At 41.9% G+C, this 17,217-nt stretch carries 13 protein-coding genes; 8 read left to right on the top strand and 5 right to left on the bottom strand.

The window, feature by feature from the left end:
- Positions 1–125: 125 nt before the first annotated feature.
- Complete coding sequence (locus tag H3299_RS00690; RefSeq protein ID WP_182418441.1) at positions 126–1,586, top strand: phospholipase D-like domain-containing protein; 1,461 nt, start codon at positions 126–128, stop codon at positions 1,584–1,586.
- A gap of 14 nt (positions 1,587–1,600) precedes the next feature.
- Here H3299_RS00690 and H3299_RS00685 read toward each other — a convergent pair whose 3' ends face one another.
- From H3299_RS00685 to H3299_RS00665, 5 genes are read right to left on the bottom strand one after another with little or no spacing between them, the layout of a single operon-like run.
- Positions 1,601–2,785, bottom strand: coding sequence for an NnrS family protein (locus H3299_RS00685; protein ID WP_182418440.1), 1,185 nt, complete (start codon positions 2,783–2,785; stop codon positions 1,601–1,603).
- The gene (locus tag H3299_RS00680) at positions 2,786–3,520 is read right to left on the bottom strand and encodes an ATP-binding cassette domain-containing protein (RefSeq protein WP_182418439.1); all 735 of its coding nucleotides are present in this window, start codon (positions 3,518–3,520) and stop codon (positions 2,786–2,788) included.
- Positions 3,521–3,524: 4 nt separating this feature from the next.
- Positions 3,525–4,373: an ABC transporter permease gene (locus tag H3299_RS00675; protein WP_182418438.1), complete on the bottom strand. Its 849-nt coding sequence runs from the start codon at positions 4,371–4,373 to the stop codon at positions 3,525–3,527.
- Positions 4,370–5,368 (bottom strand): ABC transporter substrate-binding protein, encoded by a 999-nt coding sequence (locus tag H3299_RS00670; protein ID WP_182418437.1) that lies wholly within the window; start codon positions 5,366–5,368, stop codon positions 4,370–4,372. The genes H3299_RS00675 and H3299_RS00670 overlap by 4 nt, the downstream gene beginning before the upstream one ends.
- Positions 5,369–5,415: 47 nt before the next feature.
- Complete coding sequence (locus H3299_RS00665; RefSeq protein WP_182418436.1) at positions 5,416–7,668, bottom strand: TonB-dependent receptor; 2,253 nt, start codon at positions 7,666–7,668, stop codon at positions 5,416–5,418.
- Positions 7,669–8,294: 626 nt separating this feature from the next.
- Here H3299_RS00665 and H3299_RS00660 point away from each other — a divergent pair.
- From H3299_RS00660 to pdeM, 7 genes are all read left to right on the top strand, one after another.
- Positions 8,295–9,467, top strand: a complete 1,173-nt coding sequence (locus H3299_RS00660; protein WP_246708242.1) for a lytic murein transglycosylase — start codon at positions 8,295–8,297, stop codon at positions 9,465–9,467.
- Positions 9,468–9,535: 68 nt separating this feature from the next.
- Complete coding sequence (locus H3299_RS00655; RefSeq protein WP_182418434.1) at positions 9,536–10,021, top strand: hypothetical protein; 486 nt, start codon at positions 9,536–9,538, stop codon at positions 10,019–10,021.
- 128 nt (positions 10,022–10,149) lie between these two features.
- Positions 10,150–11,451, top strand: a complete 1,302-nt coding sequence (locus H3299_RS00650; protein ID WP_182418433.1) for an MFS transporter — start codon at positions 10,150–10,152, stop codon at positions 11,449–11,451.
- An 11-nt stretch (positions 11,452–11,462) separates the two neighbouring features.
- The gene (locus H3299_RS00645) at positions 11,463–12,647 is read left to right on the top strand and encodes a M20 aminoacylase family protein (RefSeq protein ID WP_210276126.1); all 1,185 of its coding nucleotides are present in this window, start codon (positions 11,463–11,465) and stop codon (positions 12,645–12,647) included.
- Between the two features lie 407 nt (positions 12,648–13,054).
- Positions 13,055–14,959 (top strand): molecular chaperone DnaK, encoded by a 1,905-nt coding sequence (gene dnaK, locus H3299_RS00640; RefSeq protein ID WP_182418432.1) that lies wholly within the window; start codon positions 13,055–13,057, stop codon positions 14,957–14,959.
- A 211-nt stretch (positions 14,960–15,170) separates the two neighbouring features.
- Positions 15,171–16,316, top strand: coding sequence for a molecular chaperone DnaJ (dnaJ, locus tag H3299_RS00635; RefSeq protein ID WP_182418431.1), 1,146 nt, complete (start codon positions 15,171–15,173; stop codon positions 16,314–16,316).
- Positions 16,317–16,426: 110 nt separating this feature from the next.
- Positions 16,427–17,098 (top strand): ligase-associated DNA damage response endonuclease PdeM, encoded by a 672-nt coding sequence (pdeM, locus tag H3299_RS00630; RefSeq protein ID WP_182418430.1) that lies wholly within the window; start codon positions 16,427–16,429, stop codon positions 17,096–17,098.
- Positions 17,099–17,217: the final 119 nt, after the last annotated feature.

Raw genomic sequence — 17,217 nt, 5'->3', positions numbered from 1 at the left:
AACAATGAGGCTGCTTGTAAAGATGGCTCATGCCATGTTATAACATTGAAAATGCAAGTAAACTGCTGCTCATCACAATGAAGCACAGCCAAAGACAACGATATCAAATTTTGATTGAGAGCCTTATGACTGAACTAATTCTCCATTATTGGCCCCATATTCTTGCAATTTTATCAGTTGTCATGGGTTTAACCGCTGCAATTCACGCAACAATGACCAAGCAAGAAGTGCGCACCGCTATCGGCTGGGTGGGCGTTATCATCCTTTCGCCTATTTTGGGAGCGGTTATTTATGCGATTATTGGCGTTAATCGTATAAGACGCAAAAGCGTTGACAGCCAGCGCCGTAAAGTCAATGAAATTGCGCATTTTCACTTCAGCGATTATGCGGTTGATAAGTCACTAATCGAACAAAATTATCAATATTTCGGCGCAGCCATGAGCCGTCTTGGCGATAAGGTCAGCCGCTGCAATCAAACAAGCGGCAATTATATTGAAGCATTAAACGATGGCGATCTTGCTTATGAAGCTATGCTCGATGCTATAGCTAATGCCAAACGCAGCATATTGTTAGAAAGCTATATTTTTGACCGCGATCCTATTGGAATAAAATTTGTAAACGCATTGGCTAATGCGGTAAAGCGCGGCATAGCAGTACGAGTTTTAATTGATGCAGTTGGCGCGCGCTATTCTTTTCCAAGTGTCGTGCATTTGTTAAAACAACATAATGTTCCTGTTGATGTTTTTAACGGCAATATTATCATCGGCCTGCGCCTGCCTTACGCCAATTTACGCACCCACCGCAAAATCATGATAGTTGATGGCGCAATTGCCTTTACGGGCGGCATGAATATTCGCGTTGGGTTCTCGCATCTTTTATCAGGGGATCAAGCTTATAACGACACCCATTTTCGTATTGAGGGACCAGCAGTTGCCGATCTTTTTCATGTTGCAACCGAAGACTGGATTTTTACCACCAATGAAAAGCTTACTGGGGCTGAATGGGCTATTCCCCGCCCTACCCTTGCACCAGGCCAAGGCAAAATAATCCGGATCGTTCCATCAGGTCCTGATCGCTGCATTGAAACCAATCATAAAATGCTCATTGGCGCCTTTTCGTTAGCACAAAAACACATCCGTATTAAAACACCGTATCTTTTGCCAGATCGTGAAATAATAAGTGCTCTTGTAACAGCGGCACGGCGCGGAGTTAGGGTTGATATAGTTATACCAGGCGAAAACAACCTAAAACAGGTTGATCGTGCCATGCGCGCGCAATTTGATCAATTATTGCAAGACAACTGCAATATTTGGCGAGCCGGTGGTACATTTAACCATTCTAAGCTTATGGTGATTGATGACAAATGGGCTTATGTCGGCACGTCCAATATGGATGCGCGTTCATTGCGATTGAATTTTGAAGTGGATATGGAGGTTATGGATTATCAATTTGCGCAAGAAATTGCCGAAAAAATTGATAACTCTATGCAAGACGCCCAACAAGTTTTGTTGCAAAACCTTATAAATCGTCCATTTACTGCCCGCCTTCTTGATCGGGTTATCTGGCTTTTTTCCCCCTATTTATAGATACAAGCCACCCCTTAATGATGATGGAGTGGGTGGCGCAAAAGTGGCACATAGGCAAAAAGCCATAAAATAAAAGCAGCACTCCAAAACAGTGATGACATCATATATTGATAATGGGCGAATGGAAAACCATCAATGAGTTGCGGCAAAACACGCATGATTCCGGCAAGACAGATCGCCCAAATGCTAAGTTTTGCTTGCCAAGGTATAATCGTCAAATCACGACCTGAATGGCGCAAACCAGCAATAATAAGCACCGCGATAACTGCTAGCCCTAAGGTTAAAATTGTTAAAACATGCAAGCCAAGATAGGGCGATATTGAAGGATAGAAGCCCGATAATCCAATCAACAACAATCCAAGACCTGCACCTAAATTGGCCATGAATAAGCATAGAATTTCTGTTTTAAACACTGCCCGCCCTATAAACCATTCTGCCAACCGGTCAAAAAAAGCTGCTGAGGCTGCAAATGCCAAGTAATATTGCATCATTGAATCGGGTAAGAAAAATGCAACCACACCATAAAAGGCCGTTAAAAAAGCAGCAAGATTTCGTCGTCCTGGATGCGGGCGATAGGGACTGGATTTACCACTTGGATCAAGAGCAAGATTAACCACAACAATATGAATACGCGAAAGCGACAGAGAAAACAAAATTACAAATACTAAAATTTCACTATTAAGCGCGCGGCTTGCAAGCAACACATCCTCATGCCACCATGCCCATTTTAAACAAAATTCAACAATAATTAAAATAATCAACCAAATGGCAAATGAGACTGCTCGCGTTTGGCGCTTTTTTATGATTGGTTTTAGGATAAGAAACAATAAAAGTATTAAAAAAGAAAAATCAAAAAAACTGGCAACAATCATTAAATGATCAACACCAAACAGACCAATTAACCTTGCTGGCAACCAAAGAATAAAAACTAAAAATAAGGTTTTACCATGAACAGGTTTAGTGTCAGTCCATTCAGCAACGGCGGAGGTTAAAAAACCTGCAAGGGCGGATGAAAAAAAGCCAAAAATCATTTCATGACCGTGCCATTGTTGTGGCACTATATAATCGCTAGCGGGAAAAGAAAGCCCATAACCAACAACATAGATAAGCGGCATTAATGCTGCATAAATCGCACAAATCGGGAAAAAGAAAAAGACACCTTCGGAAAAAAATGGGCTTTTAAATAGCTTTGCTCTCATCTAAGCCTCCGCCTTGCCATTAAGTAATGCGCCAAAGGCAGGATCAACACGATAGGCTTCCATCATTTCAAAAATATCACGCTCACTGCGCTCACCTGCAATACCAGCAATATTGCGCTCGGTTATTATAGTGGCTGGTACATCACCAATTAATAAAAGCCGGTTAGCGATGCGCAAAGCTTCATGGAGGTCATGGGTGATAAACAAGCCACAAAAACCAAGACCTTTTGCTTGTTGAATAATAATGTCCTGTAAATTGCGCCGCAGCCCAATATCAACAGCTGAAAAAGGTTCATCAAAATAGATTATATCAGGCTTAATGGCCAAAGCTCTTGCAACTGATACTCTTTGGCGCATACCGCCCGATAAAGCAGCGGGATATTTAAGCAGATCATCTTGGCTAAGGCCAACAGCTGCCGCCATTTTAACCACGATAGCGTGTTTTTCTTGGCGGGATAAATTATTTTTTATACCATAAGCAATATTATCAAAGGTGGTTTTCCAATTTAACAATCGCGGTTCTTGAAATACCACCGCTTGACGTTGATAATTGCGAATAATTTGCCCCTTAGTTGGTTGATGAAGCCCTGCTCCCATCTGCATCAATGTCGTTTTGCCTATGCCAGAGGGTCCAAGAACGGCAAGGATTTCACCATCACATATCGAAAAATTTATATTTTCAACAATATTGCGGCCAAGATAGGCAAAAGCAACGTCTTCAAACAGAAGTTTCATGGCTTTAATCCTTCTTTATCGCTACAATATCGTTTTCGCTTTTCTTTACACCCCATGGCTCATCAGCATGGCGCCAGTTTTCCAATAATTCACGAACGGGATGAATAATGCCAAATTCCGTAATCAAAGCAAAAATAACCACCACCATTATAACAGCCGTTACCTTTGGAACATCAAAAGAGGTGCGCGCTTGCGCAAGAATGCCGCCCAAACCACCGCTATAACTTAGTAATTCTGCCATGACTGCCACTTTCCACGCACTGCCAGCCGAAAGCGACCAAGCTGGCATGACATGAGCCACCATTTGCGGCAAGGAAATTGTTCGTAAACGCTTAAACCAACCAATGCCGAAAGCACGTGCCATAGCATCAAGATTACGATCACGCGTTGCAATTCCTTGTGCGCTACTCATAAAAATTAATGGAAAAGATGCAACGGCAATGGTCATAATCACCGATCCACCCGATGCTTCAAACCAAATAATTGCGAGTACAATCCAGCCGATAGGCGGCACACCAAGTAATATTGTGATAATAGGCCGCATAAGCCGCATGGCAGCAAAGGAATATCCACATAATAAGCCGCCCAAAGTGCCAATTAGAGCCGCACATAAGAAGCCATAAAGAGATCGCCATGCCGTTAATTTAGCCGCATCAACAAAGCTATCTTGCTTGATTAATGCAAGCAAACTTAAAAAAGTTTCCTGTGGTGAGGGCAGTACAAAACTGCCATAAAGTTCATGTGCCAATTGCCAAAAGGCTAAAAAACAAAAGAAACCAGCAAGGCCGGCAAAGCCCCCCCAAAAATAACGGATAAGCCATGAGAGATGCGACATAATCCGATAACGTATCATCCGGCAAAAAAACCATCATCAGGCAGTTTTCCGCCTAAAATATCGGGGTTTTGCTGCAATAATAAGCTGAATAATTCCTGCAAAGATGACTTGCTTTCGCGCCCGCTACGAACAACTAGATTACTATGCGGCAAAGCTTTTTCTATAAGATTTGCTGGAAAATCGAGATATTTGGCAGCACTTTTGGCGGCCATTTGTGGATCTTTCGATATTTTCTCGGTTGCCAATTTGAAAATATCATTAAGACGCGTGATTTTATCATCTCCTTGTGCGCCTTCAAATCCTTGGCCAACTAAAAGGCCGGCTTGCGGTAAGATTTTACTTCCCGTCACCTTTTGCCATAAGTCTTGAATATCAAGGGCGCGAACCAAATCTTTATGGGCAGTTTCACTCATTGCTATGGCTGCACTGGTTGCTGGCTCAACCAAAACCGCAGCATCAACACGCCCCATCATTAGCATTGGAATAGCCTCTGGTGGGCTACCAATATAGCTAATGGAAATTTCATTTTGCCCAATATTATGAGCTTTCAACACCGCTTGCATAACAAGATCTGGCATATCATTTTTGAAAGGAACCGCGAGCTTTTTGCCCTTTAAGTCCGCAAGTGATGTAATATTGGCATCCTTTTTGGCAACAATATATAATAATCCATCGGTTAAAATATTGGCAAGCCGCAGCTTTACCCCCCGATTATAAAGATTAGCACCACTATAGCTTGGCATAATCGCCATAGTAATTTTGCCCGAAGTTAAACCAGCGCGTATTTGATCGGGACTATTCCAAACTTTAAACTGACAATTGGGAATAAGCTCATCAAGCATGCCACTAGCAATCGCAAAAGCCGGGATAAGCGATGGCGTTGCAGGCGGCCCCCAAATAATGTTGGCCGCCTGCTCTTCACTTTTTTGCGCCAATACCTGTCCTGCATTGGGTAGGATCATAGTACTTGTGGCCAAACCTAAAAGAACATGACGTCTATTCACCTTAAACATGATACCCTATTCTCCTTTGCACATGGCCATTAGAACTATTTCAGTATTTAGAACGAAGCCTTGATACCTGCAAAAAAACCTCTGCCATCACCTGGTAAAAAAGCCGCTTGGTCAGGTCGTGCAGAATCTGCGATAATGGTAGATGAGGCATATTTTTTATCAAATAAATTGGTTATTTCGCCAAATATTTTGAAATTTTTGTTGATTTGATATTCACTGCGCAAATCCACAATTGCATAGGCATCATTGTAAAGCGTATTCATATTATCAACTGGGGTTTTGCTTGGCAGCCACCGCACATTGGTTTGAATAATCCATTCATCAATTGGCTGATATTGTAACATAGCATTGATAATATGGCGCGGCGCTCCAGCAAGATAATTATTGCCGCGTAGTGGATCATCATGAAAACGGAAATTTTGGTATGTATAGGCCAAACGCCCCGAAAATTGGTTGGAAAACTGTGCACCAAGCCCGATATCAATACCAAAATGACGCGTATCATCAGCATTGACAGCACCAAGCGGTGCGCCGCTCACATCACGCAAACTCAATAATTCATTATCCACCCATGAATAATAGCTAGATAGATCAAAGGAGAAGCGATCAAACCGGCCACGCCAACCAGCTTCCACTGTTGTTGCCTTTTGTGCATCAAGATCAGGCGTTGCAAAACTTGCATAGGATACAAAAGGCGTTGCTGGATTAGGGCGACCAGCGCTCGAATTTGGAGTGCCATTAATTGTCGCGATCAGATCATCTTGACTTGGCGGCTCGAAATTATGGCTAACGGCTACATAAGCAGTTTGCTCATCGGAAATTTCATAGCTAAGCGCAAGGGCTGGACTCCAGCCAGAATAGCTATGCTTATAACTTGTATCGTTTGCCGCAACCGCACCATTAGGTAAAAGACGATCAGGCATGCGTGGATTATAGGCAATGGTTGGCCGCCTTACTCCATCATAACGATCATCATTATCGCGGGTGGCATGTGCAAACGACACAGATGGCGATAATGTCCATTTTTGCGCAATTGGCACATTTAAACCAGCAAATAGTGATAGGGTTGTTGAATCTAAATCATTAGCACCAAATTTTGCACCTTTACTGCCTGATTGATTAAGATAGTAATCACGCTCCATCGAACCCGTTGCATAAAGCAATGACAATTCGAAAAGGGGTAAAGCTTTACTTTCATCAGGGCTATATGCATAATGGGCAAGAGCGGTAAAGTCGCCACCTTTTGATTGACGCACGCCGGCTGAAACCGGAAAGCGAAACATATCATCACTATAGCTATAGCTAAAAGCCACATCAAAAAGATGCGCACCCATTTCAAAACTGGTACGATTACCAATAAGATATTGGGTTGCTTCACGCTTTGGGCGATCACGCCAAACATTAGGGCCAGGGTTAATTGCGCCATTTGGTGTTAGCGTTGGCCCAGACCAATTGGTTTGAGGGCGTTTTTTAAGCATCGCTTTATTAACTGGCCCTGCCACATCAAAGTCAAGGTCTGTATAACCTGCGAAAAAACGAGTTGTTACTCTATCATTGATACGAAAACCAATATTACCACTGATGCTCGTTCGCTCTGAAGCATTATAATCGCGAAACCCATCGCGCTTGCTATGATCGACTTGTATAAAGCCATCAAAATTATCTTTTGCAAAACCAAATTGGCCACCAAAATTATATTGACCAAAACTACCACCACTCGCGGTAAAACTTGCGCCTTGCTGGCTTAAACCTGTGGGGGACACCATATTGATCGCACCGCCAAGCACTGTTGCGCCAATGCGATTTGCCATGTAACCACGATAAACTTCGATAGATTGCGCTTGGCTAGGATTAGCAAGCCCAACAATGTAAGATCCATCGGCACGATTGAGCGGCAAGCCATTTTGCAGCATTAAAATACCGCGCTCTACCGGATTTTGTTGTAGGCCAGAGCCACGAATTTGAATACGTGGCTGATCGTTACCACCAAAGAAATTTTGAATAACCACACCTGGCACCTGCTCTAATGCACGCGATAAGGTAAGATTGGCTGACGTTGGCATATCATCTTGCGACACAAGATTAACACCACCTGGCATTGCTTGGAAACGACGTTCAACCTCAGCTTCACGACCATTGTTGCCATCAATAACAACAGCATCAAGAATGATTGGGGCACCAGGACTCGCGGTTTGCGCGGTCGCCAACCCTGTTGACAATAATAGTGCAACTAAACTTGTGGCAAATAACGATTTATGGCCCAAATGGGTTTTTGAGCCTTGCTTGATGAAATGAGGCACCCCTACTCTCCTTACCTACAAAACTATTTGCAATAACGGAATGAATAAAATGGACATATTTCCAAATCAAACGAGGCAACACATCACTTACGCATCAACCAATTTTGCAAATTTTTACCAATAATGACATCAAACTTTCCCTCAAAAGCCCGTCGCAATTAGCGGCAAAATTTTAATTAAAACAATAATCTCAATCTCTACTTTGTCTTTTTATAATAATAGTTGTATTTTTTTCTCAACAAATAATACAAGCCCTTAAGCATAAAAAAATGTGCCAAAAAGGCGCATGTCATCAATTACACACAAAATTAGACTAGATTTTAACAAGTGTATGTTTATGACTTGATTTATTTCAATTATCCCAAAACCGCTAAGAATTGACGCGTACATCAAGTGAAAAACAAATGTTTACTTTGAAAACCACGCTTAAATCCTGTATTATATGAATAATATGCAATTTTATAAACGGATTAATAACTCTTGCTGTGGGATGATAGGTTTGATCATTGCAAAAGAGGATTATCATGAAAAAATTTTGGCATAGGAATGGAATACAAAGCCAGCATGATGCGCCTACCACTACGGGTATATCGCGCCGCAAATTGGTCATTGGTTCAGCTTTTGCTATGTTAGGTGCAAGTTTTATTGGTGTTTCGCCGGCTTTTGCCGATGCGGGTTTCATGCGCTGGATTGAGCAATTTCGTAGCACTGCTCGCCAATCGGGCATAAGCGATAAAACTTTCAATCTTGCCTTTCGCGGCGTTACTACGCCAGATCCTGAAGTCTTGAAAAAGGCGGCATGGCAACCTGAATTTAAAGATCCGACATGGAATTATTTTGATAATCGTGTTCAAGATGAAGCAGTAGCTCAAGGACAGGCCCATGGTCGCCAATGGGCAAAAGTTCTCAATGTTATTGAACAGCGCTTTGGTGTTAGCCGTTATATTTTGCTCGCTATCTGGTCAATGGAATCAAATTATGGCGCAGCTTTAAAGCGCGATGATATTATGCGTGATGCTATACGCTCACTCGCAACCCTTGCCTATGGCTATCCCAAACGGGCAAAATTTGGCCGTACGCAATTAATAGCAGCAATGCAAATCTTGCAAAGTGGTGATATTGACCGTTCACATTTAACTGGTTCTTGGGCTGGTGCTTTAGGACACACCCAATTTATTCCAACCAGTTATTTAGACTATGCTGTCGATATTGATGGCGATGGCAGGCGTGATATTTGGAATTCTATTCCTGATGCATTGGGAACTGCTGCTAATTTACTCCACAAAAATGGGTGGCAAAGTGGTAAAACTTGGGGCTATGAAGTTATCTTACCAGCTACAGGAAAATTCCCTGGTGGATCATTACGCCTTGCTGAATGGCAGCGTCTTGGCTTGCGCCGTGCTAATGGCTCAGCATTTCCTTTTCCTAATGATTCAGCAACTCTTAAATTACCAGATGGACGCGAAGGGCCCGTATTTTTGGTGACTAAGAATTTTAATGTCATCAAACGTTATAATTCAGCTGATCGCTATGCCTTTGCAGTCGGCTTATTGGCTGATAGAATTGCTGGCTATGGTGGTTTGGTGCGTGATTGGAGCCGGCCCTTTACGCCCATTAGCATGAGCGAGCGGCAAGAATTGCAAAATCATCTTAAAAGCCTTGGCTATTATAATGGTCCAATTGATGGGCGCATTGGCGAAGCTTCAAAAACAGCCATTCAAGCTTTTCAAAAGCGCAATGGTTTGAAAGCTGATGGCCACCCAAGCCGTGAAGTTTTGAGTGTTTTAAGACGGCGATAACCGCTAAAACTCAATTTTATACGAATAGACTGTCATAAATTGGCATTAGGAAAACTGAATTAATCCTAATGCCATTTCATTTTGAAAAGGAAGCAATCATCCGATTTATTGTTGCCATTTTCGCCATCTTTTCTGGTCTAGCACTTATAATTTGTACAAGTCTTGCTATCGCACCTATTTTAGAAGAAGGTGTTGAAAAAGATAGTTTTTACGCTTGGTTTTTACCCACAGATTTGCAAAATTTTCCTATTCCCTCACATAATATTATCAAACCAATTAGGCTTTCTTTTCAAATATTTGAGGTGACCAGTTTCGAATATCGCGTGGTAGAGTTTAAAACCACCCTCTCGCTGTCGGAAATTATTGATTTTTATAAGCAAAGATTTCAACTTAAATACTGTGAAATCCACCCCCATAAATTTGAGCTAGAATCCCACCATTACTGTTTATTCTACAATGAAAATGACAATAATGTGCAGTATGAATATAGCCTATTTATAAAACAACAAGGCATTTATTATCGGGTGCAAATCAATTGGGGCGAATATGGTTAAAACAATCTATATTGAACCAATAATCAATAAAAATCTTAATCCCTTACGAATTGGTTTTATTTTTTTAATTATTCTATATAAATTATATCTTTAGATGAACTCTTAATTAAAAAAGATATTGGGGAACTATGGTACATTCCAAAAATGGAGTACAGACAACGACCAGTTCTGCGCTCAAAACAAAATCTGAAAAAACCAAGCTGATTGTAGCAGCTAGTATTGGCAATTTTTTGGAAATTTTCGATTTTACCGTATATAGCTTTTTTGCTGGTATTATCGGACAAGTTTTCTTTAAATCAGAAGACTGGTTGACATCGCTTTTATTTTCGGTTGGCGTTTTTGGTGTCGGCTTTGTTATGCGTCCGCTTGGTAGCATCATAATTGGAGCTTATGCTGATCGCAAGGGCCGAAAAGCTGCTATGCTTTTAACAATTTTGTTAATGGCTTTAGGCAGTGCTTTGATTGGTTTTGCCCCGCCTGCTTCGGCTATTGGTATTATGGCACCGATTTTATTGGTCGTTGGTAGGCTATTGCAAGGATTTTCTGCAGGCGGCGAAATTGGTGCAGCAACAACATTGCTGATGGAATCGGCAGAACGTCATCAACGTGGCTTTTTTGTTAGCTGGCAATTTATCGGTCAAGGCTTAAGCTCTCTAACCGGTTCGCTCATGGCGGCTAGTCTAACAGCAGTATTATCGACGGAAGCCTTGCATAGTTGGGGTTGGCGCGTGCCTTTCATCTTCTCGTTGCTTATTATTCCTGTAGGGCTTTATATTCGTGCCCATATTAATGAAACCTTTGAAGCGGAAAGCCACACACAACAAAGCAGCCATCCTTTCGCAGTTTTGTTAGACAAGCATTTGCTACAAACTTGCCTTGGCGTTCTTTATATTTTACCTGTCACTGCGCTTATGTATATTTTGATTTTCTACATGCCAAATTATCTTAAAACAGTGACCACCATGGGAGAATCGCAGACTTTTCTGGTTACCAGCTATGCCAGTATTGTTATGATAATCTTCTCAATTATTTCTGGATTTTTATGCGATAAGTTGGAACGGCGTAAGCCAGTTGCACTGATAATTTTGCTCATTGCGCTTATAGCTAGCTTTTTTGATTTTTATTTTGTTGCAACACCAACATTATTCTTCATTTTCCATACCATCGGCATTGGTTGCCTTGGCCTTCTTATGACATTTAGCGTTTTAATGATTATGGAAGCTTTTGAGCGGTCAATTCGAGCAACTGCAACCGGAGTGATCTATGCTTTTGGTGTTACTATTTTTGGCGGCACAGCACAAATCATTGTGACTTGGCTTTTAAAAATATCAGACAAAAATATCATGGCGCCATTTTGGTATCTCGGGTCAGCCCTCATTATTGGTATTATCGCAGCTTCACTGTTTCATGAAAAACGTCACAAACAATAAGGTTTTGAACTATGAGTACAAAGCAAAATTTTCCTAATATTCAAAACATCCAAGATCATATCATCCGCTTTAATGATGATATGGTTGCTATTCGCCAAGATTTACACGCCCATCCAGAACTTGCCTATGAAGAGCATCGAACCGCGGATATTGTATCGAAATTATTGAAAAGTTGGGGCTATGAGGTTGAAACGCAAATTGGCAAAACTGGTGTTGTTGGCCAACTAAAATGCGGCAATGGCACCAAAACGATTGGTCTTCGAGCAGATTTTGACGCTCTACCGATTGAAGAGCAAACCAACCTTTCTTATTCCAGTAAAAATGCTGGAAAGATGCATGCTTGTGGCCATGATGGTCATACGGCCATGTTATTGGCGGCGGCTCGTTATTTTGCCGAAAGCAAGAATTTTGATGGCACAGTTAATCTGATTTTTCAGCCCGCAGAAGAAGGTTATGCCGGCGCAAAAGCCATGATAGATGATGGGTTATTTCAAAAATATCCATGTGATAAGATTTTTGCATTGCATAATTGGCCAGATGCGCCAATTGGCTATATGGGCAGTAAAGTGGGTACTTTCATGCCGTCTAGCGATACGGCTAAAATCATCATACACGGCAAAGGCGGTCATGGCGCATTGCCTGAAAAAGCCATTGATCCTATTGCCATTGGTGGCATGCTCATTAATGCGTTACAAACAATCGTATCACGCAATGTACCACCTTCTGAAGCGGCAGTGGTAACCATTGGTAGTTTTCATGCAGGTTTTGCCGCCAATGTTATTCCTGATAGTGCTGAAATGCTGCTAACAATACGCTGTTTCACCCCACAAACTCGTGATTTACTACAAGAGCGTATCGAAAAAATTGCAAAAACGCAGGCTGAAAGTTTTGGCGCAACAGCAGAGGTTATTTATAAGCGCGTCTACCCTCCGCTTGTTAATCATCGGGCAGAAACCGAATTTGCGCTTGACGTTGCCCAAAATGCCTTTGGTGACACAATGGTCAATCGCGATATGCCAAGAGTTTCCGGTAGTGAAGATTTTGCTTTTATGCTTGAAGAGCGTAAAGGCAGCTATTTAATGATTGGCAATGGTGAAAGTGCGCCTTTGCATAATCCCAACTATAACTTTAATGACGCACTCATCCCACTTGGTGGCAGTTATTTTGCTATGTTGGTTGAAAGCTACCTGCGTTAGGTCTTTTTAAAATTGTAAAATAATGTTGCTTGGTGTTGGTTGTTTTATTTGCAACCAACACCCCTTGCAAGGATTATGAAAACGGCTGCCGATGATATAAGGATAGCGGTGGCTTTTATAAACCTACACCTATATATCAATCAGTAAAATACGTGTTTTTGCTATCAATCCACTTCAAAAATGACACAGCTTGGTAAAAAAACACAAAAAATAATAAAAAAAGCATTTTTTTTGATAAAGAAGTGCAAAAACAACTCAATCCTCTCTTGCAGTAAAAAAAACCGCTCCTTATATACCCATCAACTTGTTATGTTGGAATTTATTTCAAGCCTAACAAAATTAACGATTAGGAACCACATTACGGAACGCTTTTATAGGTCCTTGTGGTTCGCTGAATGGAGAGAAAAATGGCAAAAATTATTGGTATTGACCTTGGTACCACCAATTCATGCGTTGCTGTCATGGACGGCAAAACAGCAAAAGTAATTGAAAATGCGGAAGGTGCACGCACCACCCCATCAATCGTTGCTTTCACCGATGGCGGTGAGCGCCTTGTCGGTCAACCTGCAAAACGTCAGGCCGTGACAAATCCAGAAGGCACAATTTTTGCGGTTAAGCGCCTTATCGGTCGTCGCTTTGATGATCCAACCGTTGCTAAGGATAAGGCACTTGTTCCTTATGCTATTGTACGCGGTGACAATGGCGATGCTGCTGTTGAAGCAAAAGACAACACCTATTCACCTTCACAGATTTCTGCAATGATTTTGCAGAAAATGAAAGAAACAGCTGAAGCCTATCTTGGTGAAAAAGTAGAACAAGCCGTTATTACGGTTCCTGCTTACTTTAATGACGCACAGCGTCAGGCAACCAAAGATGCTGGTAAGATTGCTGGTCTTGAAGTTCTTCGTATTATCAACGAGCCAACTGCTGCAGCACTTGCTTATGGCCTTGAGAAAAAAGACGGTAAGACCATTGCTGTTTACGATCTTGGTGGTGGTACCTTCGACGTTTCAATTTTGGAAATTGGCGATGGCGTTTTTGAAGTAAAATCAACCAATGGTGACACATTCCTTGGTGGTGAAGACTTTGACATGCGTCTTGTTTCTTACTTTGCTGATGAATTCAAAAAAGAACAAGGCATCGATCTTAAGAACGACAAGCTTGCATTACAGCGCTTGAAAGAAGCTGCTGAAAAGGCAAAGATCGAGCTTTCATCGGCTCAGCAGACTGAAATCAATCTGCCATTTATCACTGCAGACCAAACTGGTCCAAAGCACTTGACCATGAAACTTACTCGCGCCAAATTTGAATCCTTGGTGGAAGATTTCGTCAAGCGCACCATTGAACCTTGTAAGGCTGCATTAAAAGATGCTGATTTGACCGCTGCTGATATTGATGAAGTGGTTCTTGTTGGTGGTATGACTCGTATGCCAAAAATCCAAGAAGTTGTTAAAAACTTCTTTGGTAAAGATCCTCATAAGGGTGTTAACCCTGATGAAGTTGTGGCAATGGGTGCAGCCGTTCAAGCTGGCGTTATCCAAGGCGACGTAACCGATGTGTTATTGCTTGACGTTACACCACTTTCACTTGGTATTGAGACTCTTGGTGGCGTGTTTACTCGTCTTATCGACCGTAACACAACTATTCCAACCAAGAAATCTAATGTGTTCTCGACTGCTGAAGACAACCAGAATGCTGTGACTATTCGCGTGTTCCAAGGTGAGCGCGAAATGGCAGCCGACAATAAGATGCTTGGCGAATTCAACCTAGTTGGTATTCCACCAGCACCACGTGGCGTTCCGCAAATTGAAGTGACATTTGATATTGATGCTAATGGTATCGTTAATGTTTCTGCAAAAGATAAAGGTACTGGTAAAGAACAGCAAGTGCGTATTCAGGCATCTGGTGGTCTTAGCGATGATGACATCGAAAAGATGGTTCGTGAAGCTGAAGAACATGCCGCAGATGACAAGAAGCGTCGTGAAATTGTTGAAGCTAAAAACCAGGCTGAAGGTCTTATCCATTCTGCAGAAAAATCTGTTGCTGATTATGGTGATAAGGTTTCGGCTGAAGATAAGGCTGCAATTGAAACCGCTATTGTTGACCTTAAGGCAGCAATGGAAGGTGATAATGCTGACGACATCCGCGCTAAGAGTGATAGGCTTACAGAAGCAAGCATGAAGCTTGGACAAGCCATGTATGAAGCCAGTAATATGGCTGATGATCCTGAGGCTGCGGCAGAAGCTGCAAGCGGCAAGGATGATGTTGTTGATGCTGATTTTGAAGAAATTGACGATAATAAGAAAAAGTAATGTAAAAATGCTTTAACGATAAAAAGCCCGGCCCACTTTAAAGCGGGTCGGGCTTTTGTCTAAAGCTCAAAATTCAAGACTATTGAGAATTTATAATGGCAATAGTTATCCTTTAAAATCTACGGCTTTGGTTCACTAAAGCCACTACCTATAATATTTTCATAAGATGTGTTCTATGGAAATGGAATAATAGAACAGGATTATTCAAGATATGAAGGTCGATTATTATGAAGTGCTGGGCGTTGCGCGTGGATGCGATGAAAAGGGGCTAAAGGCAGCCTTTCGCAAATTAGCAATGCAATATCACCCTGATCGTAATCCCGGTGACGCAGAAGCTGAACGTAAATTCAAAGAACTTGGCGAAGCCTATGATGTGTTAAAAGACCCACAAAAACGCGCCGCTTATGACCAATATGGCCATGCTGCCTTTGAAAATGGTGGTCGTGGCTTTGGTGGCGGCGGCGGAGGTTTTGGCGGTGGCTTTGGCGGTGGTTTTGCTGATATATTTGAAGATATTTTCGGCGATATGATGGGCGGCGGCCGCCGTCGTCGTAGTGACGGCCGTGAACGTGGCGCCGATCTTAGCTATAATATGGAAGTCACACTTGAAGAAGCCTATAGCGGTAAAACTGCGCAAATTCGTGTACCAAGCCATATTGTTTGTGACGACTGCTCCGGCACTGGTGCTAAAAAAGGCACCAAACCAAAAACATGCCCAACCTGTCAAGGTGCAGGGCGTGTAAGGGCATCTCAAGGCTTTTTCTCGGTGGAACGCGCTTGCCCAACTTGTCATGGTCGCGGGGAAGTCATTGAGGATCCATGCCCTAAATGCCATGGTCAAGGCAAAGTTGAGCAAGAGCGCTCGCTTTCAGTCAATATTCCAGCCGGTATTGAAGATGGTACACGCATCCGCTTATCGAATGAAGGCGAAGCCGGATCGCGCGGTGGACCAAATGGCGATCTTTATATTTTCCTATCAGTAAAACCCCATGAGTTTTTCCAGCGTGATGGTGCCGATCTTTATTGTGCAGTGCCCATTTCAATGACCAAGGCAGCGCTTGGTGGCGAGTTTGATGTATCAACCCTCGACGGCGCACAAAATTTAGTCAAAGTGCCAGAAGGTACGCAAAACGGCAAGCAATTCCGCTTACGCGGCAAAGGCATGCCCGTCTTGCGCCAAGAGGTAAAAGGCGATCTTTATATTCAAGTAACGATTGAAACACCACAAAAGCTAACCAAGCGCCAACGTGAATTGCTACAAGAATTTGATGAATTGTCTAATCATGAAAATTCTCCGCAATCGCACGGCTTTTTCTCACGTATGAAAGACTTTTTTGAAAACATGGGAAAAAACTAACTGAAATACAATACCTTCAACACCATGGGTAAAGCCTATGGTGTTGAATCATTTCAAACATTGAGCAATATATGGCTACAAGATTTCATTGATTAAGAGGCAAATATTATTTGAGAACAGCCTTTAAAATAGGCTTTTGTGGCCAAGATCTTATACTTGATGCATCGGGTGCTATATATTGGCCAAGTGAAAAATTATTAATTATTGCCGACTTACATTTTGAAAAAGGCAATGCCTTTGCACGTCAAGGTCACCTTATACCACCCCTTGACACTAAAATTACCATTGAAAAATTAACAAAGCTATTTGCGCATTATCAACCCGAAGCAATATTAAGCCTTGGTGACAGCTTTCACGATACGCGCATATTTAATTTTATCGCACCGGACATTCGCCAATATTTGACAAGCTTATCGCAACAATTTCATTGGATTTGGATTAGCGGCAACCATGATCCATTTTTGCCAGATAATTTAAATGGCGAAATTGTTACAAAAAAAAAAATTCAGACACTTACCTTTTGTCATGAACCGCAAAAGAATGGTGAAAAGGGCCAAGTTTCTGGCCATTTACACCCAGCTAAGCGGATTAAACGCTATGGTGCATCTATACGCGGCTTTTGTTTTGCTACCGATTTTTCGCGTTTGATCTTACCAGCATTGGGAGCTTATGCCGGTGGACTAGATCTTGAGCATCGTGCTTTTAACGGTCTTTTTGATGTCAAAAAATTGGTTGCATTTTTACTGCACCAAGGGGAAATATTTCCGATAAAACCACAATAATATTTTTGACAATTTTTTGTTCTAAACAATATAGCGATAAATAATATGTTGGCAAAGGGTAGATTTTTATTATAAGCCTAGTAATCATTAGATCTAATTATTTGATTATATGTCTTTTA

Source organism: Bartonella sp. HY038 (assembly GCF_014117425.1).
In the GTDB taxonomy this organism is placed as follows: Bacteria; Pseudomonadota; Alphaproteobacteria; order Rhizobiales; family Rhizobiaceae; genus HY038.
The sequence above is the reverse complement of the archived record's forward strand: the minus strand, read 5'-3'. Positions and strand labels throughout refer to the sequence as shown.

What these genes read in the sequence shown, in the direction of transcription:
- H3299_RS00675 (WP_182418438.1), bottom strand. Translation starts at nt 4,373, where the DNA reads ATGATACGTTATCGGATTATGTCGCATCTCTCATGGCTTATCCGTTAT.
- dnaJ (WP_182418431.1), top strand. Translation starts at nt 15,171, where the DNA reads ATGAAGGTCGATTATTATGAAGTGCTGGGCGTTGCGCGTGGATGCGAT.
- H3299_RS00680 (WP_182418439.1), bottom strand. Translation starts at nt 3,520, where the DNA reads ATGAAACTTCTGTTTGAAGACGTTGCTTTTGCCTATCTTGGCCGCAAT.
- H3299_RS00690 (WP_182418441.1), top strand. Translation starts at nt 126, where the DNA reads ATGACTGAACTAATTCTCCATTATTGGCCCCATATTCTTGCAATTTTA.
- H3299_RS00655 (WP_182418434.1), top strand. Translation starts at nt 9,536, where the DNA reads ATGCCATTTCATTTTGAAAAGGAAGCAATCATCCGATTTATTGTTGCC.
- H3299_RS00650 (WP_182418433.1), top strand. Translation starts at nt 10,150, where the DNA reads ATGGTACATTCCAAAAATGGAGTACAGACAACGACCAGTTCTGCGCTC.
- H3299_RS00670 (WP_182418437.1), bottom strand. Translation starts at nt 5,368, where the DNA reads ATGTTTAAGGTGAATAGACGTCATGTTCTTTTAGGTTTGGCCACAAGT.
- H3299_RS00645 (WP_210276126.1), top strand. Translation starts at nt 11,463, where the DNA reads ATGAGTACAAAGCAAAATTTTCCTAATATTCAAAACATCCAAGATCAT.
- dnaK (WP_182418432.1), top strand. Translation starts at nt 13,055, where the DNA reads ATGGCAAAAATTATTGGTATTGACCTTGGTACCACCAATTCATGCGTT.
- H3299_RS00660 (WP_246708242.1), top strand. Translation starts at nt 8,295, where the DNA reads ATGTTAGGTGCAAGTTTTATTGGTGTTTCGCCGGCTTTTGCCGATGCG.
- H3299_RS00685 (WP_182418440.1), bottom strand. Translation starts at nt 2,785, where the DNA reads ATGAGAGCAAAGCTATTTAAAAGCCCATTTTTTTCCGAAGGTGTCTTT.